A 21,417-nucleotide genomic window follows, 5' to 3' on the forward strand; every position below is an offset into this window, starting at 1 on the left:
CCGGCCAGGAGCACCGGGCCCGGCCGGCCGGCCGGTCAGGAGAAGGCGTCCAGGCCGGTGAGCTCGCTGGACAGGCGCCACAGGCGGGCCGCCGCGCCGGGGTCGGTCGCCCAGGGCTTGACGCCGCCGATCAGCATGTCGTCCGTGGTGGCCGGCTCGGCGATGTCGCAATCCTGGCAGTACGCGCCGCCGTACTCGTCGAGCAGGGGAGACGTCGCGGCCCACACGGCGGTGGCCGCTCCCTGCTCCGGGGTCTTGAACCCGGCCGCCTGCGTGCCGTCCCGGCCGATCCAGCCCTGGGCGATCTGCTCCTCCCTGGGGATGCGCCGCTGCAACGGGGTGAGGATGCTGCCCGGGTGCACCGCGAACGCCCGCAGGCCGGCGGCCGCGCCGAGCGCGTCGAGGTGCACGGCGAACAGGGCGTTGGCGGTCTTGGACTGCCCGTACGCCGCCCAGTGGTCGTAGCCGTCGCGGAAGTGGAGGTCGTCCCAGCGGATGTCCGACAGGAAGTGCCCCGCCGAGGCCACCGACACGACCCGGGCCCCGGCGGCGAACGCCGGACGCAGGCGGTTGACCAGGGCGTGGTGCCCGAGGTGGTTGATGGCGAAATGCGCCTCCCAGCCCGGCCCGACGAGCGTGTGCGGGAACGCCATGACGCCCGCACCGTTGATCACGATGTCGAGCGTCCTGCCGGTCTCCAGGAACCGCTCGCCGAACTTCCGTACGCTGTCCAGGCTCGCCAGGTCGAGCTCGCGTACCTCCGTCCCCGGGACGTCGCGCAGCGCCTCCTTCGCCACGGCGGGCCGCCGCGCGGGCACGATGACGTGCGCGCCGGCCCGCGCGAGCGCGCTCGACGCCGCCAGCCCGAGCCCGGAGTAGCCGCCGGTGACCAGGACGTTCCTGCCGGACAGATCGATGCCGGCCAGGACCTCGTCCGCGGTGCTGCGCGCGTCGAAGCCCGAGCCGATCCTGTGTTGCGTGATCGTCATGCCCGCCACGGTAAAAGCTAGAGTGCAATCTAGGTCAAGCTGTACGCTGGACGGCATGAGCACCCAGGCGAAGGGTCTGTCCATCGGCGAGGTCTCGGCCGCGACGGGGCTCGGCGTGCACGCGCTGCGCTTCTTCGAGCGCGAGGAGCTCTTCCTCCGGCCGATCCCGCGCTCGGCCGGCGGGCAGCGCGTCTACGAGCAGGCCGACATCGAATGGCTCCTGCTGTGCAACCGGCTCAGGGAGTCGGGGATGCCCATCGCCACGCTGAGGCGTTTCGCCGGGCTCGTCAGATCCGGGCCCGGTAACGAGCCCGAGCGGCTCAAGCTGCTGGAGGAGCACGAGCAGGCCGTCCGGGACAAGATCGCCGAGCTGCACGCCAGCCTGGAGGTCATCCACGGCAAGGTCGTCACCTACCGCGAGCACGTCGAAGAAGGGACCGCCGCCGGCCTCTGGTCACCGGTCCCGTCCGGACCGGCCGCCGGGACGTAGGGGAGAGGCCGGAGGACGCCGGGCTTGGGGAGAGGCCGGAAGAGGAGAAATGGATGCGGTCCGCGACCTCGGCGGTCACCTGGTGAGCGTGGAGATCGACGCGGACCGGGCCGGGCTGGCCAGGGGGGTTCGCCGTGCACGTGCACGAGATCGGCGACGGGGTCCTCACCGCCGTCCGCCTGCCCGGACGCTGAACGCTCAGGCGGTGGCCTCCCAGCGGACCTCGCCGTCCTTCATCTGGTCGGTGGGGTGCAGCCCGGCCGCGGCGGCGACGGCGGCCGAGGCCCCGTGGTCGGGGTGGATGTGCGCCACGACCTGCTTGACGTCCTGGGTGAAGAGCCAGCCGACCAGAGCCTTGGCGGACTCGGTCGCCAGCCCGCGGCCCTGCCACGGCGTCCCGACCACCCAGGCGAGCTCCGCGACCCCCTCGTCGATGGTGGCCTGCACATACCCGATCAGCTGATCTTCCGCGCGCAGCCGGATCACCCAGTTACGCCAGCCGGCCGGGCCCGCGACCAGGCGCTCGTAGCGGGCGCGCAGCTCCTGCGCGGTGAGCGGGGCGCCGCCGATGAACACGTGCAGGTCGGGGTCGGAGAGCGCGATGGCCATCTCGCCGGCGTGCTCGGGACGCAAGGGAAGCAGGACGAGCAGAGGGGTCTCGATAATGTCCACGCGACCCACGCTATTCGCCCGCCCCGGGAGCGGAAAACCCGGTCATCCTCCCGGCGCTCCACCGCGAGAGATGTGGCGCGGCGGTCAGGTGTTGGCCACCCGCCGGTGACAGCTAATCCACTAGGCCGATCCGGGCACAACACGGAAAGTGGGAGGATCCTTCCTCTCATTGGAGCTCTCCAATGGCCACTCCACCTCTCCAGATGCCAGTCCCCGGCGAGCGGACATCCGAGACGATCTGCCGTTACAGGGACGAGAACGGCCCGGTTTCACCCATCGAATTCCCAGGCAAGGTGAAGGCCTGGATGGTGACCTCGTACGAGATGGTGAACGCGATCCTGTCCAACGACGACGTCCTCTACAGCAAGAGTCCCGCGTACTTCACCGCTCTGCACGACGGCACGGTCCCCGCCGACTGGCCGCTCAGGCAGCTCATCGAGGGCGATCACCTGCTGGTCAAGGACCGCGAGGAGCATCGCAGGCTGCGCAGCCTGATCAACCGCGCCTTCACTCCCGGACGCGTGGCGGGCCTGGCCCCGCGCATCCAGGAGATGACCGACGAGCTGCTCGACCGGCTCGCGGGCGAGACCGGCGTGGTGGACCTCGTCAAAGCCTTCACCGAGCCGCTGCCGGTCGCGGTGATCTGCGAGCTGTTCGGCGTCCCCGAGGGCATCGAACGCAACCAGATCCGCGAGTGGAGCAACGTGCTGCTGTCCCACACCGCCAGCCCCGAGGAGGCCGCGGCGACGGGGGCCGCGATCCTCGGCTACCTGGCCGAGTTCGTCGAGCGCAAGCGGGGCGCCCCGGGCGACGACCTGACCACGGGACTGATCAAGGCGCAGGAAGACGACGGCGACCGCCTGTCCGACGAGGAGATGCTGTGGATCCTGTGGCTGGTGCTCATCGCCGGTCACGAGACCACCGTGCATCTGATCGCGAACGCCGTCATCGCCCTGTGCACCGACCGCGAGCAGCTCGCCATGGCGCAGGAGCGCGACGCCTGGGACCAGGTGGTGGAGGAGGCGCTGCGCAGCCGCAACTCGGTGGTGGGCGTGCTGTTCCGCTATCCGAACGAGGACGTTCGGCTGGGGGAGACGACGATCCCGGCCGGAGAGCCGATCATGGTCGGGATCGCCGGCGCGGGGACGGACCCGGCCACGTTCGGCGCGGACGCCGGCCGGTTCGACATCTCGCGCGGTGCCCGGGAGCCGCACCTGGGCTTCGGCCGGGGCCCGCACTTCTGCCTGGGCGCGCCGCTGGCCAGGCTCGAATGCCGGATCGCGCTGGCCTCGCTGTTCGGCAGGTATCCCGACCTGGACCTGGCGATCAAGGAGGACGAGGTCGGCTACACCTCGTCGTTCATCACCGAGGGGCCGTCCGCGCTGCCGGTGGTGCTCGGCCCGCGCAGAGGCTGAGCGGGCCGTCCCGACGCCCAGCATCGCCACGTCGGTCATGAGTCTGGTCGCACTCGCGGGCGAGTGCGACCAGGTCGTGGATGGGCGGGTCGGTACGTGGCGCCGCGTCGAAGAGCCCGTCCCTGCTGGCCCGAGGACGTCTACCTCGCCCCAAGCACTTCTTCGCCATGGGCGTCACGAGGGTGGGAGCGGATCTACGTGCACCGCGACGTCGCCGACGCCTTCATCGACGCCCTGGCGGCGGCCGCCTCGGGCTACACCACCGGCGACGTCCTCGGGCCGCCTTCGAGACTCTGCGTTACGACGACGACAGGTCGGCGCTGTGGGAGCTCGACGAGCGCCTCCGGCGGGCGCACCTACCGCGGGCGACGTGACCGGGACGCGTCAGCCCGCCGCCTGCGCCCCCAGCGCGATCGGCCAGATCGCCAGAAGGTAGGACTCCCCGGGGCGGTTGCCCAGCCGCTCCCTCGGCCGGGCGCGGCCATGGACCCGCAGCCGGTAGCGACCCGCGCCCTGGAACGTCAGGTTGGGCCGGCGCTCGTCGTCCGTGGACACGCCCGCGAAGTGCATGACGCCGGTGGTCGTGACGAACTCGATCTCCTCCACCTCTTCCCAGCCCGACGCCGACGAAAGCGGGGCGGCGAGCTCCCACCGGACGTGCACGCCGACCACGCCCCGGCGCTTGAGAGTCCTGATGGCCACGGAGTCGGGGGCGGCGGCGACCAGGCCGCCGGGCAGCGACGGTGCGGCGGCGGTGTCTTGGTAGGGGTTGACGATGCGTAAGCGGTGCTCGTCGGTCACGGCCGGGGCGCGCACCGGCACCGGCGGCGTCATAGGCCGCTCCCGCCCGGCCAGGCGGCCAGGCTCCTGCTGCGGGCTCCCGTGCTCAAGGGCCCACTGACGTATCAGGTCGGCCTTGCCGGGCAGCCCCAGCTCCTCCGCGACCCCGATCCCGAGCCGGGCGCACGCCTCCGGCCCCACGTCGATGGGCCACACGGTGACCAGGTAGAACTCGAACGGCACGCGCGGCACCGCGCAGGGGTCGATGTCCCTGCCGCGGACCTGCACGCGCATGCCGTAGCGGCCGGGACCCTGCGGCGTGAGGCCGGGCAGCTCGGGGCGGTCGCACAGGAGGCCGATCAGCATCGTCTCGCCGGTGAAGCTGATGAGCTCCACCTCCTCCACCTCGTCCCACCCTTCGGTGTCGCGAGGCGGTGCGGAGGTGGCGAGCCGGACGGTGACGTCGACGACTCCGCTGTGAATGCCCGTCCGGATCACGGCGGCGCCGGGGACCGCGGCGGTCAGGCCGTTGGGCACGTCCTGCGGATGCGCGTGCAGGCCGTCCTGGTCCACCACGAGCAGCTGATGGTGGCTCACGTGCACGTCGGACCGGGCGGTGACGCTCATGCCGGACTCCTCTTCCCGCGGGAGGCAACGGGTCGAGCTTGGCAGGCGGGTCCGACAGAAAGACGGCTCAGCGGTCGCGGATGCAGGCGAGCGCTCAGCCGAGACTCCGGGTCACGCCGCAGCCGCGTCCACTGCCCCGTCCGCAGCCCGGCCCGCAGCCCGGCCCGCAGCCCGGCCCGCAGCCCTCGTCCACCTCCGGTCGCACGGCCCACCGGCCGGTCAGCGCGTCGAGCCGGGCGAGTGCCAGATGCCTGTCCGCCATGTCGCGGTCACTTCCGGTCTCCGGAGGTGCAGGTGGGCAATGCGCCCGGCTCGGGCCTGCGGAAGTGTACGAGGGCAGTGCGCCCGGCTCGGGTCTCCGGAGGTGCAGCAGGGCAATGCGCCCGGCTCGCGTTCTCCAGCGCGTCAGCTTCCGACGAGCCCTCTGAGCAGGTCCGTCACACCGAGCGCGTCCAGGAGGGAGCGGGACGACGACGCCGGAGCCGGGGCCTGGACCGAGGCTTGAGCCTGGGCCTGGGCCGGAGCCTGGACGGCGGCGGCGGCGGGAGCCTGGCAGGCCGCCGGGCCGTTGACGAGCGTGTCGAGCAGCCCGGTGACGCCGAGCGCGCCCAGCAGCGACGTGGTCGCCGTGGTCGGCGTCGCAGCGAAGCCGGGCGTGGCGCAGGCCGCCTCCGGGATGCCGAAGATCTCGTTGAGCAGCTCGGTGAGGCCGTCGGCGTTGATCAGGGGAGCAAACGGAGCCTCGGAGGCCGGCTTCGGGGTGCCGTCGACGCACGCCATCGCGCCGCTGATGAACTCGTTGACCAGGCCCTCCTCGTAGGTGGCGCGGGACGGCGCGTAGGTGGCGCGGGACGGCAGCGGGGTCGGCGCGGGGCCCACGAGGACGGGGGAGCCGGATCGCGGCATGTCGTCGCCGAAGAACTCCGCCCAGGCCCTCACGTCGTCGGCGGTCACGGTCCCGGTCACCGTGGTCACCGGCGGAGTGGCCGGTGCGGCAGCCGTCCCGGGGGCCGGCGTGGGAGCCGTCCGGGTGCCCGGCGAGGTCCCCGTGCCCGGCCAGGTCCCTGTGCCTGTCCAGGTTCCCGTGCCCGGCCAGGTCGCCGTGTTCGGCCAGTACCTCGCCCCCGACCAGGACCCCTCGCCCGACCAGGACCCCGTGTTCGGCCAGGTCCCCGTGTTCGGCGAGGTCCCCGTGTTCGGCGAGGTCGCCGTGCCCGGCCAGGTCACGGTTCCCGGCCAGGTGCCGGTGGACGGCCAGGTCACGGTCCCGGTCACCGTCCCGGGCGCCGACCCGGGCGCGGACCCGGGCGCGGACCGCGGTGACACGTTGAATCTGATGATGACGTCGTCGGTGCACACCGTGGGGGTGGCGACCGCTTTCGCGCGGGGCAGCTCCGCTTCCCCGGACGCGGGCCCGGCGGCTGTCATCAGAACGGCGGAGGCCGCGGTGAATGCGGCAATGGCGTGCTTGTACATGGTGCTCCCTGCGGTTGCTTATCAGGCCATCCGCAGCGATCAGTACCCTTAGTGTTGGTTCAATTACTTCATAGTTCGATCTAGCCCTCTTTACCGGGCAGAAGGGCATCCGTTGCCTAAGAAGCGTCCTGGCCCTATTGTCACGCTTCGTGAAACTTCTCACGTTAGCTGCGCTCACATGCGCCCTCGTCGCGCCTTTAGCCGGTACGGCCTCCGCCGAGACGGCGACGTACCCCATCAAAAGCTCCAAACTGACCGCCAATCCGCTCTATAAGGCCGGCCCGCTGCCGACAACGGTCTGCGAGGAACCACCGGTCAAGCGCAATGACCGCAAGCTGGCCCGCGCCTATCTCGACGCCGTCATCAGCTGCCTGGAAACCACCTGGGGCCAGCACCTGGTCAACGCCGGTCTGCCGTACAAGCCGGTGAAGGTGCGGCACGTGAACCGCATTCCGAAGAACCACTGCGGCTTCGAGCCGACGAAAGACGATTCGCAGGCGTGGTACTGCGAGCGCAATGGCACGCTGTTCTTCCAGCTCGGCGATGGCTGGCTCGACGATCCCAGTGACCTCTGGCTGTTCGAGACGGCCGCCTCCATGTATGCCTTCCACGTTCAGCAGCTCGCCGGAATCTATCCCGCGTACGACGCCCTGAAATCCGGCAAAAAGGCGGAAGGGTACGAGCAGGAACGACGCCTCAGCCTCCAGGCGGAATGCTTCGCCGGTGCGTATGTCAAGAGCGTCTGGCCGATGGAGAACAGAAAATCGTCGGACTGGAACTATTTCCTGAGGATCCTCCAGGGAGACCAGGCGGGCGACAAGCCGACCTACGGCAAGTCGGCCACGATCCGCGCCTGGATCAAGCGCGGGTTCGCCACCGGTGACCCCGGGTCGTGCAACACCTGGGCCGCACCGTCCTCCCAGGTGCGCTGACCTCTTGACACCCGCGGTGGCCAGGGCGCCCCGCCTGCCCACCGCGGCACTCTCCGCAGGGCTGATATAAAAGCACTGTTACATCTGTGGAGAGGAGTCGGCCTTGTATCCCCCGATCGAGCCCTACGAGCACGGCATGCTCGATACCGGCGACGGCAATCTCGTCTACTGGGAGGTCTGCGGCAACCCTGAGGGAAAGCCCGCGCTCGTCGTCCACGGCGGGCCCGGATCGGGCTGCTCGACCGGCATGCGCAAGACGTTCGACCCGGAGCGCTACCGGATCGTCCTGTTCGACCAGCGCAACTGCGGCCGGAGCCGCCCGCACGCCAGTGACCCCGCCACCGACCTGAGCAACAACACCACCCAGCACCTGATCGACGACATGGAGCGGCTGCGGGAGCATCTGGGCATCGACAAATGGCTGCTGTACGGCGGGTCGTGGGGCTCGACGCTGATGCTCGCCTACGCCGAGGCCCACCCCGAACGGGTGTCGGAAATGGTGATCGTCGCGGTCACGATGACGCGCCGCTCCGAGATCGACTGGCTCTACCGGGGCGTCGGCCGGTTCTTCCCCGACGCGCTGGAGCGGTTCAGGCAGGGCGTTCCCGAGGCGGACCGCGACGGCGACGTGCTGGCGGCGTACGCGCGGCTCATGGCCGACCCCGACCCGGAGGTGCGCGCGAAGGCGGCGCATGACTGGACGGCCTGGGAGGACGCGGTGATCTCCCTGGAGGTCAACGGCAAGCCGAACGCCTACAGCGACCGGCCCAGCGACGCCCTGCTGGCATTCGTCCGGATCTGCGCGCACTACTTCTCGAACGCCGCCTGGCTGGAGGAAGGCGTCCTGCTGCGGGAGGCCGGCCGCCTGGCCGGGATCCCCGGCGTCCTCATCCACGGCCGGCACGATCTGGGCAGCCCGCTCGTGACGGCGTGGGAGCTGGCCAGGGCCTGGCCGGACGCCAAGCTGGTCGTGGTGGAGGACTCCGGGCACACCGGCAGCGAGACGCTCAAGAAGGAGCTCTTCGCCGCGCTCGACGCCTTCGCCGCCCGGTGAGAGGTGTGATCCCGCGGCTCGCGATCATCTGGGGACTTGGACGGTGCCCGGGGTGACCATCGCCTTGCCGCCGGTCGATGCCGAACGGTGAGCCGCGGGTTCGCACGGCTGCGTGCGGACAGGGTGCGGCGGGACGCCACCAGCGGCGCCGCCACGCCCTGCCCACTCGCTGACCTGCCGTTACGGTAGCCCCGGCGGGCATTCGGGCTCCACCTATTTATCGTTTGCGGCCGGTGCGCGGACGCGAGGGCCGCTCCGGGGGCAGCACCTCGACCGAGGTCTTGCGGATGTGGTCGTAGACCAGGGACGTGCGGACGTCGGCGATGTTGCGGTGGCGGGCCACGTGGTCGAGAACGAAGTCGCGCAGGTGCCCGGCGTCGCGCACGCCCACCTGGATGATGAAGTCGTCGCCGCCCGACACGACGAACACGGCCAGCGTCTCGGGCAGGCCGGCGACGTAGTCGCGAAAGCCCTCGACGGCCTCGCGGATCTTGGGATGCAGGCGTACGTGGATCAGCGCCTGCACCGGGCGGCCGACCGCGTCGAGGCTGACCTCGGCGTGGAACCCCTCGATGACGCCGTCGGCCCTGAGCGAGCGCACCCTTTCCAGGCAGGTCGAGGGCGCGATGCCGATGCGCTCGGCGAGCTCGCGGTTGGTCTGGCGGCCGTCACGCTGGAGCTCGACGAGGATCGCCGTATCAAGTTCGTCCACAGGCACATCCTGGCACGAGTTTCCGAACTTCCTGCGGAAATCTCTGCTTTGATTTGTCGGATCGTCGGCACGGATGTGATTCTCCTGGGAGAACTTCGGAGAGAGGACCGGGTGATGATCGTGCTGGACGAGCTCGAACGCCGCAGTGACCTGCCCACGAAGAAGCTCGCGGTCAAGTGGGCGATCGTGATCGACCGCGACCTGCCCCGGGGGCTGCAGGCCAACGCCGCCGCCTGCCTGGCGGCCTCCGTCGGGGCCACGGTGCCGGCGATCGTCGGCTCGGGCGGCGTCGACGCGGCCGGGCTCGCGCACTCCGGGCTGCCGTGGACGGGCTGCGCGGTGCTGGGCGCCCCGGCGGCGATCCTGCGGCGGATCAGGACCGACGCGGCGGCGGAGCCCGGACTGGTGGTCGCCGACATGGCCAACATCGCGCAGCGCGCCGACGTCTATGACGAGTATCTGGCGGAGCTGGCGCGTACGGATGAGCCGTCCTACTACGCGGTCAGCCTGTTCGGCCCGCGCGCGCTCGTCGAGCGTCTCACCGGGCGGCTCCCGCTGCTGCGCTGACCTGTCTCAAAACAGTCGCAAATAATGTCTCAGAATTAGGCGGGCGGCAGATGGCGGTAGAGGGTCGCACGGGACACTCCGAGCAGGCGGGCGATCTCGGCGGCGGTGTGCTCGCCGGAGGCGTGCAGCCGCCTGGCCGTCTCCACCGCCTCCTGGGTCATCGCCCCGGGTCTGCCCCGGCGGCGCGGTGACGCGGCCGGCCGGGCGGGACGCTCGTCCAGGAGCCGCTCCACTCCCGACAGCACGGCCGGGCGCAGCATGTCGGCCGGCAGGTCGGCGAACATCACGACGGGGTCGCTGAGCATGGCGAACGCCTGCACCGCCCGGATCCTGCCGACGTGGTCGGGGGCCGGCCCCGCGATGTGGTGCTCGGCCAGGAACGCGGCGTCTTTGAAACGCTCGTAGACCGGCCCTTCCGCGGCCAGCGCCAGGTCCTGCAGCTGCATCCTGAGCAGATGGCGGTGGGTCAGCCACACGTCGAGCAGGCCCTCGACGACCATCCACCGGCGCGTGCGCTGATCGGCGTCCTGTGCCCGGCCGGCCGCGTCGATCACGGCCTCCATGTCGGCCAGCATCGGCTCGGCCAGCGCCGCCACGATGTCCTTCTTGCTGGGGAAGTGGTAGAGCACCGCGGTCTTGGTCAGGTCGAGCCGCTCGGCGATCTCCCTGATCGAGGTGGCGTGATAGCCGCGGGTGGCGAACAGGTCGAGCGCCACCTTCAGGATCCGCGAGCGGGTGTCGTCCGTCACGCCGCCGATTCTAGCCGGTTGCCTGACCGAGGGTCGGGAGCCTATAGTCCTGACTGACCGATGGTCAGGAGGGGTGAGATGAACGAGCGTATTCTGATTTCCGGTGCCGGCATCGCGGGGCAGACGTTGGCGTACTGGCTGGCCAGGCACGGGCTGCGGCCCACGGTCGTGGAGCGCGCGCCCGGGCTGCGTACCGGCGGGAACGGCGTGGACGTGCGGGACCACGCGACCGAGGTGGCCGAGCGCATGGGGATCATGGCGCGGATCCGGGCCGCGGCGGCGGACGTGGGTGGCATCACGTTCGTGGACGGCGCGGGCAAGGGCGTGGCGCGGATCGACATGGGCCGCCTGGGCAGCGGTGGCGAGGTGGAGATCATGCGCGGCGATCTGGTCGCGCTGCTGCACGAGGCGGCCGGATCCGGTGTCGAGCACGTCTTCGGCGACTCGATCCGGGCGCTCACGCAGGACGCCGACGGCGTGAGCGTGTCGTTCGAGAGCGGGGGGACCAGGCGGTTCGACCTGGTCGTCGCGGCGGACGGCCCGCACTCCGCGGTCCGGCGGCTGGCCTTCGGCCCTCCCGAGCGGTTCGTGCGGCACATGGGCCACTACTTCGCCTTCGCGAACGCCGACTCGGCGCTGGGGCAGGACCGGCGCGTGACGATGTACAACGTGCCGGGGAAGATGGCCGGGCTCTACCGGTCGGGCAACCACGCCCAGGCCAAGTCGTACTTCATCTTCCGGTCGGGGCCGCTGGCGTACGACCACCGTGACGTGGAGGCGCAGCGGCTGCTGCTGCGGGCGGCGTTCGAGCGGGAGACGTCGTGGCGGGTCCGCGAGCTGCTCGACGGCGCGCTCGGCGACCCGGACTTCTATTTCGACGCGTTGAGCCAGGTGCGGATGCCGTCGTGGTCGTCGGGCCGCGTGGCGCTGGTGGGCGACGCCGCCCACTGCGCGACCCCGGCGTCGGGAGCGGGGGCCGAGCTGTCGATCGTGGGCGCGTACCGGCTCGCGGGCGAGCTGGCGACCGCCGCCGACCACCTGACCGCCTTCCGCCGGTACGAGGAGGGCCATCGGGCGCTGGTCGAGCGCAAGCAGCAGATCGGGCCGAACGTCCGGCTCATGGTGCCGAAGAACCGGCTGGGCATGTGGGCGCGCAACGCGTTCGCCAGGCTGCCGGTGATGGGGGCGATGGCGAGCGTCGAACGCCTCATGCGACCGGCGGACGCCGCACCCCTGCCCGGGTACGGCGCCGCCGTCGCAACGTGAGGCCCGGCCTCAGAGCATCGTGGGCCCGATCTCAGAGCATCGTGGGCCCGATCTCAGAGCGTCGTGGGCCCGATCTCAGAGCGTCGCGGGGGCCGGCCTCAGAGGGGAGGCACCAGGACGAAGTAGCGGTCGAGGGTGTCGCGGTCGCCACGCACCTCCAGGGTGTCGGCCGGGATCCGCCGCCACAGGAACAGCATCAGGTCCGACGCCGTGCCGGCCAGCTCGACGTCCCGCCCGCCGTCCTGGGCGGCAGTGGTCAGGCGTACGTCCTCGCCGTCGAACCGGGCCAGCCAGTCGCCCGCGCCGTCGGTCCGCCGGAAGCGGAAGCGCTCCCCGGCCCCGGGCGGCGCCTGCAGCCAGCTCCGCCGGGCGGGCGCCATGACCTCGAACATCTGCGAGATCGCGTCCGCGGCGAGCTCGGCGTCGATCGGCTGCGGGACCCCGAGCGCGTTCTCGGCGTCCCAGCGGTGCACGGCCGCCTCGATCGTCTGCATCCGCAGCCAGAACCCGACGGTCTGCTCCGCCGACCACGTCCAGGCGGGCCGGTCCGGCTCGCTGGTCCTGAACACGGCCGCCAGCCCGCCGGCTCCCTCGGCCAGCCAGCCGGGCAGGTTGGCCGGGATCGGCAGGTGGTTGGGCGCGTTCGCCGGATCGGGCCAGCCCGTGAGGTCGGACGGCAGCCTCATGAAGGTGAGGTCGGCCTGGTCCGGGACCCCCGTGAGCCGGTCTTCGATGATGCTGGTCACGGCCCGGTGCACGCCGCCGATGTGGATCGCCAGATCGGCGACCGTCCAGCCGGGGCAGGACGGCACGACGGGCGCGCTGTCCGCCTTGGCCGCCTGCTCGACGGCGGCCTGGAATGCTCGGATTTCGCGATGGAAATGTGCGGCAGGGTCCATGGGATCACTGTGCCTCATGCGCGTGATCGGTCTCCACCGGGTTGCCGGCGGGTCGCGGTGCTCGCTCTCGTACCAGGAAATTGGCGCCGAGCACAGTGATCAGCGCGGCGGCCAGCGCGGCGGCCACCAGCAGCGCGCTCACCCACAGCGGCGACCTGAGCCCGAGGCCGGCCCCGATCGCGACCCCGCCGAGCCAGGGACCTGCCGCGCCGCCCACGTTGAGCGCCGCCGTGGCGAGCCCGCCGGCCAGCGTCGGCGCGCCGGTCGCGGCGTAGAGGACCTGGGAGATCAGCGTGGACCCGACGGCGAACGACAACGTCCCCTGCACGAAGACCAGCGCGACGGCGAGGACCGGGCTGCCCGCCGTCATCGCGAACACGGCCCAGCCGGCGGCCAGCGCCACCCCGCCGGCCACCAGCAGCGGCATCGGCCGCAGGTCGGCGTACCGGCCGCTGACGGTCACTCCGGCGAACGAGCCCAGGCCGAACAACGCCAGCATGGCGGGCATCCAGGTCGCTGCGATGCCGGTGTCGCCGGTGAGCAGCGGCACCAGGTAGGTGAAGGAGGCGAAGGTGGCGCCGTTCACCAGCGCGCCGAGCAGCAGGAACACCAGCAGCCGGGGCCGCCGCAGCGCCCGCAGCTCACCCCGCACCCGCCCCTCGGCCCCACCGGCGCGCACCGAGCGCCGAGCGTCCTGCCCGGGGACGTCCGACGGCACGGACTTCCAGACCGCGACGACGGCGGGGACCAGCGCGACGGCCACCGCCCAGAACGCCGAGCGCCACCCCCACGCCGCACCCAGCAGCGCCCCGCCGGGCACCCCCGCGACGCAGGCGATCGTGACACCGCCGAGCAGCACCGACGTGGCGCGGCCCTTGGCGTCGGGCGCCACCATGCCCACGGCGGTGGCCAGCGCCACCGCCAGGAAACCGGCGTTGGCCAGCGCCCCGACGACCCGGGTGAGCAACAGCACCTCGTAACTGGTGGTGAGCGCGCCGACGACGTGTACGAGCAGGAAGACGACCAGGAAGGCGAGCAGCGCGCGCCGTCTGGACCAGCGCAGGCTCAGCACCGCCATCAGCGGCGCCCCGATCACCATCCCGACGGCGAAGGCCGAGGTCAGCAGCCCGGCGGCGGGAATGGAGACCTGGAGGTCCCGCGCGATGCCCGGGATCAGCCCGGACAGCATGAACTCGGACGTCCCCTGGGCGAAGACCGCCAGTCCGAGCAGGTAAACAGCGAATGGCATGAAGAAACTCCGCGACCACATCGTGAGCCGGCGGCCGGCGTCGACAGCACGGACCAGCCCCGTGGATCGATCTCGTGGATCGGTAAGGAGGCGGGCGGCCCGGATCGAGCCGGTCCGGCCACGCCTGAGGACCCGCCGGACGTCACGGATCGGACGCGCGGCACAGGTCTGAACAGAGCCCTCTACACGGTGGTCCGGAGTGGCAGCGGTCGCGCGAAGAACGCGGATCCCGGCCTCAGGGGCAGCGGGAACCGGCAGGGCGACGACGCGGAAGAGCCACCGGACGACCGGTGGCTAGCGTCTTGACGCCTCGGGGCTGGACATGACGGGCAACCTAGCAAGGCCGGGCCCGGCACGTCCAGCCGATATCTCCCCGTTCGACGACCTACCCGAAGAACCGGGCGCTCTGGACGTACTCCATCGCCTTGACGAACTCCGGGTCGCCGAGGCGGCGCTCCATCTCCTCCGGCGTCAGGTCCTCCACGCGGGTCTGGATCCACCACAGGTTGCCGAACGGGTCCCTGACCCGCCCGACCCGGTCGCCGAAGAACAGGTGTGTCACCTCGGTCACCGACGTGCCGCCCGCCTCGACGGCCCGGCGGTGGGTGGCGTCGGCGTCGGGGACGTACAGGCGCAGGAAGGCGGGCGTATCCGGCCATTCGGGCATGGCGTCGAACAGCATCACCACCGCGTCCCCGATCCGTACCTCCGCGTGGCTGATCCGGCCCTCCGCGTCCGTCATCCGGCCCAGCTCCTCGGCGTCGAGCACCTCCTTGAGCCAGTCGATCAGCCCCGCGGTGTCGCGGGAGATGATCCACGGCGTCACGCTGGTGTAGCCCTTGGGGGTCGAGTCGACGGTCATGATGTTCCTCCTGGTGAACGACTACGTGCTGCGTACGCTAATCAGGCAGTAGGTCAGGACCTGTCCTACATGTCGGGCATTCTTGGATTTATGAGTGAATCCCGGCTCCTGGCGTTGCTCTCGCTCCTCCAGACCCCGCGTGAGTGGCCGGGTGGCGAGCTGGCCGACCGGCTCGGGGTCAGCCGCCGTACGATCCGGCGCGACGTCGAGCGCCTGCGCGACCTCGGCTACCCCGTCGAGGCGAGCATGGGCTCGGAGGGCGGATACCGCCTGGTCGCGGGCATGGCCATGCCGCCCTTGCTGCTGGACGACGAGGAGGCGGTGGCCATCACGGTCGGCCTGGCCACCGCCGCCCGGCAGCCGGTGCAGGGCATCGAGGAGGCGTCGGTGCGGGCGCTGGCGAAGCTGGAGCAGGTGCTGCCGTCCCGCCTGCGCTACCGGGTGAGGTCACTGAGCGGGGCCACCGTGCCGATGCCGGCCATTGGAGGGCCGGAGGTCGATCCCGAGCAGCTCACCGTGCTGGCGGTGGCGGTGGAGAACAGGGAGCGGGTGCGGTTCGGCTACCGCTCGAACGACGGGACGGCCGCCACCCGCCTGGTCGATCCGCACCGGCTCGTCGCCGCCGGGCGGCGCTGGTACCTGCTCGGGCACGACCTCGACCGCGACGACTGGCGCATCTTCCGCATCGACCGCATCGGCGACCTGCGGCCGACCGGCGCCAGGGTCACGCCGCGCGAGCCGCCCGGCGAAGGCGCCGCCGCCTACGTCGAGTCGCGGCTCTACTCGCTGGCTCCGACGTACGAGGCCGTCGTCACCCTGCACACCGCCGTGACGGAGGTGATCAGCGCGCTGGGCGAGGTCACCGAGATCGACGAGCGGACCTGCCGGCTGCGCATGCCCGCCGACACGCTCGACTGGCTGGGCTTCCGGCTGTTCACGCTGGGCTGCGAGTTCGAGGTGCACGAGCCGCCGGAGCTCGCCGCGCACCTTCGCGCGCTGGCCGCCCGGCTCACCCGTGCCGCGGGGTGATCCCGGCCAGGAAGTCCAGCACCAGAGGGCTCGCGACCTCGCGGAACTCCTCGAAGTACGCGTGCCGCGCCCCCTCGATCAGCCGCAGCTCGGCCCCGGGGATGCGCTCGGCCAGCACCGGGGCGTTCGCGGCCGGGTTGAACACGTCGTCGGTCCCGTGGACGACCAGCGTGGGAGCGGTGATGGCGGGCAGCGCGTCCCAGCTGTCGTGACCCGCGCTGGCGGCCAGGTGGCGGCGCCGGGCGTGCGCGGGCATGTCCGGGTCGCCCACCGTGTGGTACGGCCCCGGATGCGCGGCCAGCCAGCCGGGCGTGTACATCAGCTCCAGCAGCGCCCGCTCGGCCGCCTGCCGGTCCGGCTGGGCCAGCGACCTGCGCACGTCGTTGCTCCGCTCGATCCCGTGCGCGCCGCCCGGGGAGGTGCAGCCGAGCACCAGCGCCTCGACCCGCTCCGGCCGGTCGGCCGCGAGCCACTGGGCCACCCGCCCGCCCATCGAGGTCCCGTAGACGTACGCCCGCCCGATGCCCAGCTCGTCGAGCACGGCCAGCGCGTCGGCGGCGAAGCCCCGCGTGGTGTACGGCTCGTCCGGCTTGTCGCTGCCGCCGGTGCCCCGGTAGTCGAAGGTGATCGTCTGGAACGTCCCGTCGAAATCCGCGCGAACGGGGTCCCACCAGTGGTGCGAGTTGGCCTGGCCGGGCAGGAGCAGGAGGGGCGGCCCGCTGCCGCGGACCTGGTAGGACAGCTTCACGCCGTCGGGAGCGGTTGCGTATGGCACACCTCCGATGGTGCCGCACGCCGCGCGGTGGACGGGACACGGGGGCCTGGTGGAAGCCGGCGGAAGACTTCTTGGGGGAGGATGTCCGAAGCGCCGGTACGGCTCCGACGTCCCTCGTGAAAGCCCCTCCAGAGAGGACGAACCGATGAAGTACATGATCCTTTCCTACGGCTCGCAGCGGGACTACGACGTCCTGGCCGGCAAGGACACCCCGGACCAGGCCGCCTGGGCTCCCGAGGACGTGGCCGCGATGGTCGAGTTCATGACGTCGTTCAACAAGGAGCTGGAGGAGGCCGGGGAGCTGGTCGAGACCCGCGGCCTGGCCGCGCCCGTGCACACGAGGAGGCTCCACACGAAGGACGGCGCCCCCGCCGTCACGGACGGGCCGTACGCGGAGACCCAGGAGGTGCTGGCCGGCTACTGGATCGTCGAGTGCGAGAGCTTCGACCGCGCGACCGAGATCGCCGCCCGCCTGTCGAAGTGCCCGTACCCGGGCGGCGTCTACGACAACGCCGTGGCCGACATCCGGCCGGTCGTCGAGTCCCAGGCCGACATGGGCTTCTGACCGGCGGGCCGCGATCCCGACATGAGTGCTCCCGAGAGCGAGGACCTGCTGCGCGAGCTGGCGCCGCAGGTCCTCGGCGCGGTCGTCCGGCGTTACGGGCATTTCGCCAGCGCCGAGGACGCCACTCAGGAGGCGCTGCTCGCCGCCGCCCTGCAGTGGCCGAAGGAGGGCGTACCGGACGACCCGCGCGCCTGGCTCATCACCGTGGCCGCCCGCCGGCTGACCGACCTGCTCCGCGCCGAGCAGGCGCGCCGGCGGCGCGAGGACACGGTCGCGGCCTGGCGGCTGGCCGACGACTGGCTGGCCCCGGCCGCCGACCAGCCGGTCCCCGCCTCGGACGACACGCTCGTCCTGCTGTTCATGTGCTGCCACCCGTCGCTGTCGCCGGCCTCGCAGATCGCGCTCACGCTGCGCGCGGTCGGCGGCCTGACCACGGCGGAGATCGCCCGCGCGTTCCTGGTGCCGGAGGGGACGATGACGCGCCGCATCACCCGGGCCAAGCAGCGCGTCAAGGACAGCGGTGTGCCGTTCCGGCTGCCGCGGCCCGCCGACCGCGCCGAACGGCTCGGGGCGGTCCTGCACGTCCTCTACCTGATCTTCAACGAGGGGTACGCCAGCACGTCCGGCCCCGACCTGCAGCGCGCGGAGCTGGCGGCCGAGGCCATCCGGCTGACGCGCATGGTGCACCGGCTCCTGCCCGGTGACGGCGAGGTGGCCGGGCTGCTCGCGCTCATGCTGCTCACCGACGCCCGCAGACCGGCGCGTACGGGCCAGGACGGCGCGCTGATCCCCATGGCCGAGCAGGACCGCACGCTGTGGGACGCCGGCCAGATCGCGGAGGGCGTCGAGCTGATCACCGCGGCGCTGCCCCGGGGGACGCCGGGGCCGTACCAGCTCCAGGCGGCCATCGCGGCGGTGCACGACGAGGCGCCGAGCGCGAAGGAGACCGACTGGCCGCAGATCACGGCGCTGTACGAGGCTCTGATGCGCATCGCGGGCAACCCCATGGTGGCGCTCAACCACGCCGTCGCCGTGGCCATGGCACGCGGCCCCCGCGCGGGGCTCGACCTGCTCGAACATCTCCAGCACGACGAGCACCTCGCCGGCGACCACCGGCTGTACGCGGTCAGGGCGCACCTGCTGGAGACGGCGGGGGAGCTCGGCGCCGCCCGCGAGTCCTACGAGGAGGCGGCCGGACGCGCGATGAGCTATCCACAGCAGCGCTACCTGCGCGCCAGGGCGGCCAGGCTGAGCCGGGCGGAAGGCCCGGACGAGCCGGCCTGAGCCCGGTGCGGCCCCGGCTCAGGAGCGCGTGGCGGACTCCACGTACCACTCGCGGCCCAGCAGCCAGGCGAAGGCGGGGACGGGCAGGCGTACGAGGAGCCGCATGACGGGGGACAGCCGGCCGCGGCCGGTCACCTGGGAGCGGTGGGCGGCCAGCGCCGCCTGCTTCTGCCTGGCGTAGCGGCGCACGTCGATCCGGTGGGTGATGGCCGAGCGCGGGCTGTACGCCCGCGCCAGTGCCCGGTCGTCGTAGCGGAACGGGATGCGCAGCAGGCGGACGAGGCGTACCAGGCGGACGACGTGGTCGCGCGGGATCGTCGCCTCCAGCACCCGGGGCACCCCGGCCAGCTCGGCGGCCCTCTTGCCGACCCGGTGGACCCTGACGTGGTCGCGGTGGCCGTAGCCGCCGTTTGGGTCGTACCCGATGAGGACGTCCACGCGCTCCTCGCGCAGGATCGCGGCGAGCCTGGCCGCCGCCTCCTCGATGGGGGCACGGACGAAGCGCATCCGGTCGGGCGGGTCGGGGTAGAGCTCCTTGCCGTGCCCGCTGTCGGCGTAGCCCAGATGCTCGACCCGCGCCACGCCCAGGATCCGCGCGCTGGCTCGCAGCTCGTCTAACCGGGTCGTGCCCGACTCGGCCACCGGCCCCATCACGCCGTCCGCCGCGACCACGATGATCGCGCGATGCCCTTCGGCGGCGGCACGGGCGAGCGTGCCGCCGGTCAGCAGCACCTCGTCGTCCGGATGGGCGTGGAATGCCAGGACTGTCGCCATGGACCGACACCCTACGAGACGAATGCAGCTTCTGTCATTGACGGAGTGAGTACTCACTCCGTATCGTCGAAGGCATGATGAACGCGACAGGCCGCCGGCGCGCGCCGGCGATGAGCCCGGAACAGCGCCGCGAGATGATCGTCAGAGCGGCCCTTCCCCTGGTGGTCGAGTACGGCACCTCCCTGACCACCGCCCAGGTCGCCCGCGCGGCGGGCATCGGCGAGGGCACGATCTTCCGCGCCTTCGGCGACAAGGACGCGTTACTGGCCGCCTGCATGGCGGAGGCGCTGCGGCCGGACGACACGCTCGCCCACGTGGCGTCGATCTCGCTGGACCAGCCGCTGGCCGAGCGGCTGATCGAGGCGGCCGAGGCGCTGCGCGGCTACCTGGCCAGGATGGGCGCGGTCGCGGGCGCGCTCGCGGCCTCCGGCGGCTTCCGCCGCCGCGGCGAGGCCGCCCTGCGCGGCGCGCCGGCCCGCCCGGACGCCACCCAGGAGTCGGCGGCCGGCGGCCCGCCGGTGGAGGGTCAAGGGGCTCAGGAGAGTCGTGGGGCGGAGGAGGGCCAAGTCCCGCAGGAGGGCGGGGCGCCGCAGGAGGGCCGGGAGCCGCAGGGGGGCGTCGATGCGCAGCGGTTGTCCGGGCGGGAGGCCTCGATGGCCGCCACCCGCGACGTGCTGGTCGGCCTGTTCGAGCCCGAGCAGGACAACCTCAGGCTGGCTCCCGAACGCCTCGCGGAGGCGTTCCAGTTCCTCGTGATGGCGGCGGGACGGGGGCCGTCCCCGCTCTCCTCCGCCGAGCTGGTCGACCTGTTCCTGCACGGCGCGATCAAGGACGGCGAGGAGGGGTGAGAGACCTCTACGAGGATCTGCCCGCGCGCAACCGCACGGCGGTGACCTACGCCCTGCTCGGCTGCGCCTTCCTGGGCATGCTTGACGGCACGGTGGTCGGCACCGCTCTGCCGCGCATCGTCGAGCAGGTGGGCGGGACCGGCTCCTGGTACGTGTGGCTGGTCACCGCCTACCTGCTCACCTCCTCCGTGAGCGTCCCCATCTACGGTCGCTTCTCCGACCTGTACGGTCGCCGCCGCCTCCTCCTCTCCGGCGTGGCGATCTTCCTGATCGGCTCGCTGGCCTGCGGCATGGCGGGCTCGATGGCGCTCATGATCGTCAGCAGGGCCTTCCAGGGCCTGGGCGCGGGCGCGCTGCTCACCCTGGGCATGGCCCTGATCAGGGACCTGCACCCGCCCAGCCGGGCCGAGGGCATGATCAGGATGCAGACGCTGATGGCTTCGATGATGATCGTCGGGCTGGTGGGCGGACCGCTGCTCGGCGGCCTGCTGGCCGATCACGCGGGCTGGCGCTGGGCGTTCCTGATCAACCTGCCACTCGGCGCGGTGGCCGCGGCTGTGATCGCCGTGGCGCTGCCCGAGCGCCGCGACCCGGACGCCGCTCCCGGCCGGCTGGACGCCGCCGGGATCGCCCTGCTGGCCGCCGGCCTGTCGCTGGTCCTGATCGGACTCAGCATCAAGGGCAACACCGGCCGCGGCTGGAGCGATCCGGCGGTGCTCGGCACCCTGATCGCGGGCCTGGCCCTGCTGGTGACGCTCGTGCCCGTCGAGCGGCGGGCCGCCACGCCGGTGCTCCTGCCCCACCTGCTGCGCCGCCGCACCTATGCGGCGCTGCTCGCCGGCGGGTTTTTCTTCCAGCTCGCGGCCCTGCCCGTGGGCGTCTTCCTGCCGCTCTACTTCCAGCACGTACGCGGCCAGTCCGCCACCGCCTCCGGCCTGTTCCTGCTCCCGCTGCTGGCCGGGATGGTGGTGGGCAACAGGGGCACGGCGGTACTCATCCTGCGAATGGGACACACCAAGCCGCCCCTGCTGGCCGGAGCCGGGCTGATCACGGTCGGCACGGTCGCGTTCATCGCGCTCGGCCCGGACACGCCGCTGCTGGTGACCGGCGCGTTCCTGCTGATCATCGGGCTGGGCGCGGGCCCCGCGATGGGCGGCATCACGATCGCCAGCCAGAACAGCGTGCCCCGGGCCGACATGGGCACGGCCACCGCGGGGTCGGCGCTCACCAAGCAGCTCGGCGGATCGGTCGGCCTGGCCTGCGCCCAGTGGCTGCTGGCCGGTCACGGTGGGCGGATCACCGCGGCCGGGGTGGGCTCCACGGTCGCCTGGATCGGCGGCGTCGCGGGCCTGCTCGCGCTCGGGTCCATCCTCCTCATGCGCGACGGTCGCTTATACACATCT

At 72.1% G+C, this 21,417-nt stretch carries 24 protein-coding genes; 12 read left to right on the plus strand and 12 right to left on the minus strand.

Translation table 11 applies throughout. The features are described 5' to 3' along the window. Positions 1 to 35: 35 nt before the first annotated feature. A complete protein-coding gene (locus ETD85_RS01255) occupies positions 36 to 989 on the minus strand; it encodes an oxidoreductase (protein ID WP_138687692.1) in 954 nt (317 codons plus the stop codon). Positions 990 to 1,044: 55 nt separating this feature from the next. On the opposite strand from ETD85_RS01255, the gene ETD85_RS01260 reads away from it, so the two are divergent. Continuing rightward, positions 1,045 to 1,479: a MerR family transcriptional regulator gene (locus ETD85_RS01260; RefSeq protein ID WP_138687693.1), complete on the plus strand. Its 435-nt coding sequence runs from the start codon at positions 1,045 to 1,047 to the stop codon at positions 1,477 to 1,479. Between the two features lie 198 nt (positions 1,480 to 1,677). Here the strand turns inward: ETD85_RS01260 and ETD85_RS01265 are convergent, their stop codons facing one another. After that, positions 1,678 to 2,151 (minus strand): GNAT family N-acetyltransferase, encoded by a 474-nt coding sequence (locus ETD85_RS01265; protein WP_240778732.1) that lies wholly within the window; start codon positions 2,149 to 2,151, stop codon positions 1,678 to 1,680. A gap of 305 nt (positions 2,152 to 2,456) precedes the next feature. Between ETD85_RS01265 and ETD85_RS01270 the strand changes: the two genes are divergently transcribed. Then, a complete protein-coding gene (locus tag ETD85_RS01270; RefSeq protein ID WP_170246451.1) occupies positions 2,457 to 3,566 on the plus strand; it encodes a cytochrome P450 family protein in 1,110 nt (369 codons plus the stop codon). Positions 3,567 to 3,950: 384 nt separating this feature from the next. Here ETD85_RS01270 and ETD85_RS01275 read toward each other — a convergent pair whose 3' ends face one another. The 3 genes from ETD85_RS01275 to ETD85_RS01285 all read right to left on the minus strand — a co-directional run bounded on the left by ETD85_RS01275 (position 3,951) and on the right by ETD85_RS01285 (position 5,912). Further along, positions 3,951 to 4,973, minus strand: a complete 1,023-nt coding sequence (locus ETD85_RS01275; protein ID WP_138687695.1) for a hypothetical protein — start codon at positions 4,971 to 4,973, stop codon at positions 3,951 to 3,953. 94 nt (positions 4,974 to 5,067) lie between these two features. Beyond that, entirely contained in the window at positions 5,068 to 5,235 is a 168-nt protein-coding gene (locus tag ETD85_RS62810; protein WP_170246452.1) for a hypothetical protein, read from the minus strand. A 143-nt stretch (positions 5,236 to 5,378) separates the two neighbouring features. Then, positions 5,379 to 5,912 (minus strand): hypothetical protein, encoded by a 534-nt coding sequence (locus ETD85_RS01285; RefSeq protein WP_138687696.1) that lies wholly within the window; start codon positions 5,910 to 5,912, stop codon positions 5,379 to 5,381. Between ETD85_RS01285 and ETD85_RS01290 the strand changes: the two genes are divergently transcribed. The 3 genes from ETD85_RS01290 to pip all read left to right on the plus strand — a co-directional run bounded on the left by ETD85_RS01290 (position 5,878) and on the right by pip (position 8,435). After that, a complete protein-coding gene (locus ETD85_RS01290) occupies positions 5,878 to 6,501 on the plus strand; it encodes a hypothetical protein (RefSeq protein WP_138687697.1) in 624 nt (207 codons plus the stop codon). The two genes, ETD85_RS01285 and ETD85_RS01290, sit on opposite strands and share 35 nt — an antisense overlap. A 97-nt stretch (positions 6,502 to 6,598) precedes the next feature. Further along, on the plus strand, positions 6,599 to 7,381 hold the full coding sequence (locus tag ETD85_RS01295; RefSeq protein ID WP_170246453.1) for a neutral zinc metallopeptidase: 783 nt from the start codon (positions 6,599 to 6,601) through the stop codon (positions 7,379 to 7,381). Positions 7,382 to 7,484: 103 nt separating this feature from the next. Further along, positions 7,485 to 8,435 carry a prolyl aminopeptidase gene (gene pip, locus ETD85_RS01300; RefSeq protein ID WP_138687699.1) on the plus strand — a complete coding sequence of 317 codons (951 nt, stop codon included), beginning with the start codon at positions 7,485 to 7,487 and terminating at the stop codon, positions 8,433 to 8,435. 217 nt (positions 8,436 to 8,652) lie between these two features. On the opposite strand, the gene ETD85_RS01305 is transcribed toward pip, so the two are convergent. Continuing rightward, positions 8,653 to 9,147, minus strand: a complete 495-nt coding sequence (locus ETD85_RS01305; protein ID WP_170246454.1) for an Lrp/AsnC family transcriptional regulator — start codon at positions 9,145 to 9,147, stop codon at positions 8,653 to 8,655. 114 nt (positions 9,148 to 9,261) lie between these two features. On the opposite strand from ETD85_RS01305, the gene ETD85_RS01310 reads away from it, so the two are divergent. Continuing rightward, a complete protein-coding gene (locus tag ETD85_RS01310) occupies positions 9,262 to 9,714 on the plus strand; it encodes a DUF2000 domain-containing protein (RefSeq protein WP_138687701.1) in 453 nt (150 codons plus the stop codon). A gap of 35 nt (positions 9,715 to 9,749) precedes the next feature. On the opposite strand, the gene ETD85_RS01315 is transcribed toward ETD85_RS01310, so the two are convergent. Then, complete coding sequence (locus tag ETD85_RS01315) at positions 9,750 to 10,463, minus strand: TetR family transcriptional regulator (protein WP_138687702.1); 714 nt, start codon at positions 10,461 to 10,463, stop codon at positions 9,750 to 9,752. 78 nt (positions 10,464 to 10,541) lie between these two features. On the opposite strand from ETD85_RS01315, the gene ETD85_RS01320 reads away from it, so the two are divergent. Continuing rightward, positions 10,542 to 11,729 (plus strand): FAD-dependent monooxygenase, encoded by a 1,188-nt coding sequence (locus ETD85_RS01320; RefSeq protein ID WP_138687703.1) that lies wholly within the window; start codon positions 10,542 to 10,544, stop codon positions 11,727 to 11,729. A 98-nt stretch (positions 11,730 to 11,827) separates the two neighbouring features. Here the strand turns inward: ETD85_RS01320 and ETD85_RS01325 are convergent, their stop codons facing one another. The 3 genes from ETD85_RS01325 to ETD85_RS01335 all read right to left on the minus strand — a co-directional run bounded on the left by ETD85_RS01325 (position 11,828) and on the right by ETD85_RS01335 (position 14,739). Beyond that, a complete protein-coding gene (locus ETD85_RS01325) occupies positions 11,828 to 12,628 on the minus strand; it encodes a maleylpyruvate isomerase family mycothiol-dependent enzyme (RefSeq protein WP_138687704.1) in 801 nt (266 codons plus the stop codon). Positions 12,629 to 12,632: 4 nt separating this feature from the next. Next, complete coding sequence (locus ETD85_RS01330; protein WP_138687705.1) at positions 12,633 to 13,877, minus strand: Cmx/CmrA family chloramphenicol efflux MFS transporter; 1,245 nt, start codon at positions 13,875 to 13,877, stop codon at positions 12,633 to 12,635. A 385-nt stretch (positions 13,878 to 14,262) separates the two neighbouring features. Beyond that, entirely contained in the window at positions 14,263 to 14,739 is a 477-nt protein-coding gene (locus tag ETD85_RS01335) for a VOC family protein (protein WP_138687706.1), read from the minus strand. A gap of 90 nt (positions 14,740 to 14,829) precedes the next feature. Between ETD85_RS01335 and ETD85_RS01340 the strand changes: the two genes are divergently transcribed. Continuing rightward, positions 14,830 to 15,768 carry a helix-turn-helix transcriptional regulator gene (locus ETD85_RS01340; protein ID WP_138687707.1) on the plus strand — a complete coding sequence of 313 codons (939 nt, stop codon included), beginning with the start codon at positions 14,830 to 14,832 and terminating at the stop codon, positions 15,766 to 15,768. Here the strand turns inward: ETD85_RS01340 and ETD85_RS01345 are convergent. Beyond that, positions 15,749 to 16,543 carry an alpha/beta fold hydrolase gene (locus ETD85_RS01345; protein ID WP_138687708.1) on the minus strand — a complete coding sequence of 265 codons (795 nt, stop codon included), beginning with the start codon at positions 16,541 to 16,543 and terminating at the stop codon, positions 15,749 to 15,751. The two genes, ETD85_RS01340 and ETD85_RS01345, sit on opposite strands and share 20 nt — an antisense overlap. A 145-nt stretch (positions 16,544 to 16,688) precedes the next feature. Here ETD85_RS01345 and ETD85_RS01350 point away from each other — a divergent pair, with 145 nt between their 5' ends. Together ETD85_RS01350 and ETD85_RS01355 are read left to right on the plus strand one after the other, a co-directional pair. Then, positions 16,689 to 17,108 (plus strand): YciI family protein, encoded by a 420-nt coding sequence (locus tag ETD85_RS01350; RefSeq protein WP_138687709.1) that lies wholly within the window; start codon positions 16,689 to 16,691, stop codon positions 17,106 to 17,108. A 21-nt stretch (positions 17,109 to 17,129) separates the two neighbouring features. After that, entirely contained in the window at positions 17,130 to 18,392 is a 1,263-nt protein-coding gene (locus ETD85_RS01355; RefSeq protein ID WP_138687710.1) for an RNA polymerase sigma factor, read from the plus strand. 18 nt (positions 18,393 to 18,410) lie between these two features. Here the strand turns inward: ETD85_RS01355 and ETD85_RS01360 are convergent, their stop codons facing one another. Then, positions 18,411 to 19,166, minus strand: coding sequence for a PIG-L deacetylase family protein (locus ETD85_RS01360; protein ID WP_138687711.1), 756 nt, complete (start codon positions 19,164 to 19,166; stop codon positions 18,411 to 18,413). A 74-nt stretch (positions 19,167 to 19,240) separates the two neighbouring features. Here ETD85_RS01360 and ETD85_RS65425 point away from each other — a divergent pair, with 74 nt between their 5' ends. Both ETD85_RS65425 and ETD85_RS01370 read left to right on the plus strand, forming a co-directional pair. Then, positions 19,241 to 20,014: a TetR/AcrR family transcriptional regulator gene (locus tag ETD85_RS65425; protein ID WP_240778734.1), complete on the plus strand. Its 774-nt coding sequence runs from the start codon at positions 19,241 to 19,243 to the stop codon at positions 20,012 to 20,014. Beyond that, positions 20,011 to 21,417, plus strand: a 1,407-nt coding sequence (locus tag ETD85_RS01370) for an MFS transporter (RefSeq protein WP_206058013.1), incomplete at its 3' end; no start/stop codon positions are given. The genes ETD85_RS65425 and ETD85_RS01370, both read left to right, overlap by 4 nt.

This window comes from Nonomuraea zeae (assembly GCF_005889725.1).
Classification (GTDB): Bacteria; Actinomycetota; Actinomycetes; order Streptosporangiales; family Streptosporangiaceae; genus Nonomuraea; species Nonomuraea zeae.

Coding starts and splice junctions, on each gene's coding strand:
- ETD85_RS01340 (WP_138687707.1), top strand. CDS start 14,830: ATGAGTGAATCCCGGCTCCTGGCGTTGCTCTCGCTCCTCCAGACCCCG.
- ETD85_RS01290 (WP_138687697.1), top strand. CDS start 5,878: ATGTCGTCGCCGAAGAACTCCGCCCAGGCCCTCACGTCGTCGGCGGTC.
- ETD85_RS01335 (WP_138687706.1), bottom strand. CDS start 14,739: ATGACCGTCGACTCGACCCCCAAGGGCTACACCAGCGTGACGCCGTGG.
- ETD85_RS01270 (WP_170246451.1), top strand. CDS start 2,457: ATGGTGACCTCGTACGAGATGGTGAACGCGATCCTGTCCAACGACGAC.
- ETD85_RS01310 (WP_138687701.1), top strand. CDS start 9,262: ATGATCGTGCTGGACGAGCTCGAACGCCGCAGTGACCTGCCCACGAAG.
- ETD85_RS01355 (WP_138687710.1), top strand. CDS start 17,130: ATGAGTGCTCCCGAGAGCGAGGACCTGCTGCGCGAGCTGGCGCCGCAG.
- ETD85_RS01350 (WP_138687709.1), top strand. CDS start 16,689: ATGAAGTACATGATCCTTTCCTACGGCTCGCAGCGGGACTACGACGTC.
- ETD85_RS01320 (WP_138687703.1), top strand. CDS start 10,542: ATGAACGAGCGTATTCTGATTTCCGGTGCCGGCATCGCGGGGCAGACG.
- ETD85_RS01255 (WP_138687692.1), bottom strand. CDS start 989: ATGACGATCACGCAACACAGGATCGGCTCGGGCTTCGACGCGCGCAGC.
- ETD85_RS01360 (WP_138687711.1), bottom strand. CDS start 19,166: ATGGCGACAGTCCTGGCATTCCACGCCCATCCGGACGACGAGGTGCTG.
- ETD85_RS65425 (WP_240778734.1), top strand. CDS start 19,241: ATGATGAACGCGACAGGCCGCCGGCGCGCGCCGGCGATGAGCCCGGAA.
- ETD85_RS62810 (WP_170246452.1), bottom strand. CDS start 5,235: ATGGCGGACAGGCATCTGGCACTCGCCCGGCTCGACGCGCTGACCGGC.
- ETD85_RS01260 (WP_138687693.1), top strand. CDS start 1,045: ATGAGCACCCAGGCGAAGGGTCTGTCCATCGGCGAGGTCTCGGCCGCG.
- ETD85_RS01275 (WP_138687695.1), bottom strand. CDS start 4,973: ATGAGCGTCACCGCCCGGTCCGACGTGCACGTGAGCCACCATCAGCTG.
- ETD85_RS01325 (WP_138687704.1), bottom strand. CDS start 12,628: ATGGACCCTGCCGCACATTTCCATCGCGAAATCCGAGCATTCCAGGCC.
- ETD85_RS01330 (WP_138687705.1), bottom strand. CDS start 13,877: ATGCCATTCGCTGTTTACCTGCTCGGACTGGCGGTCTTCGCCCAGGGG.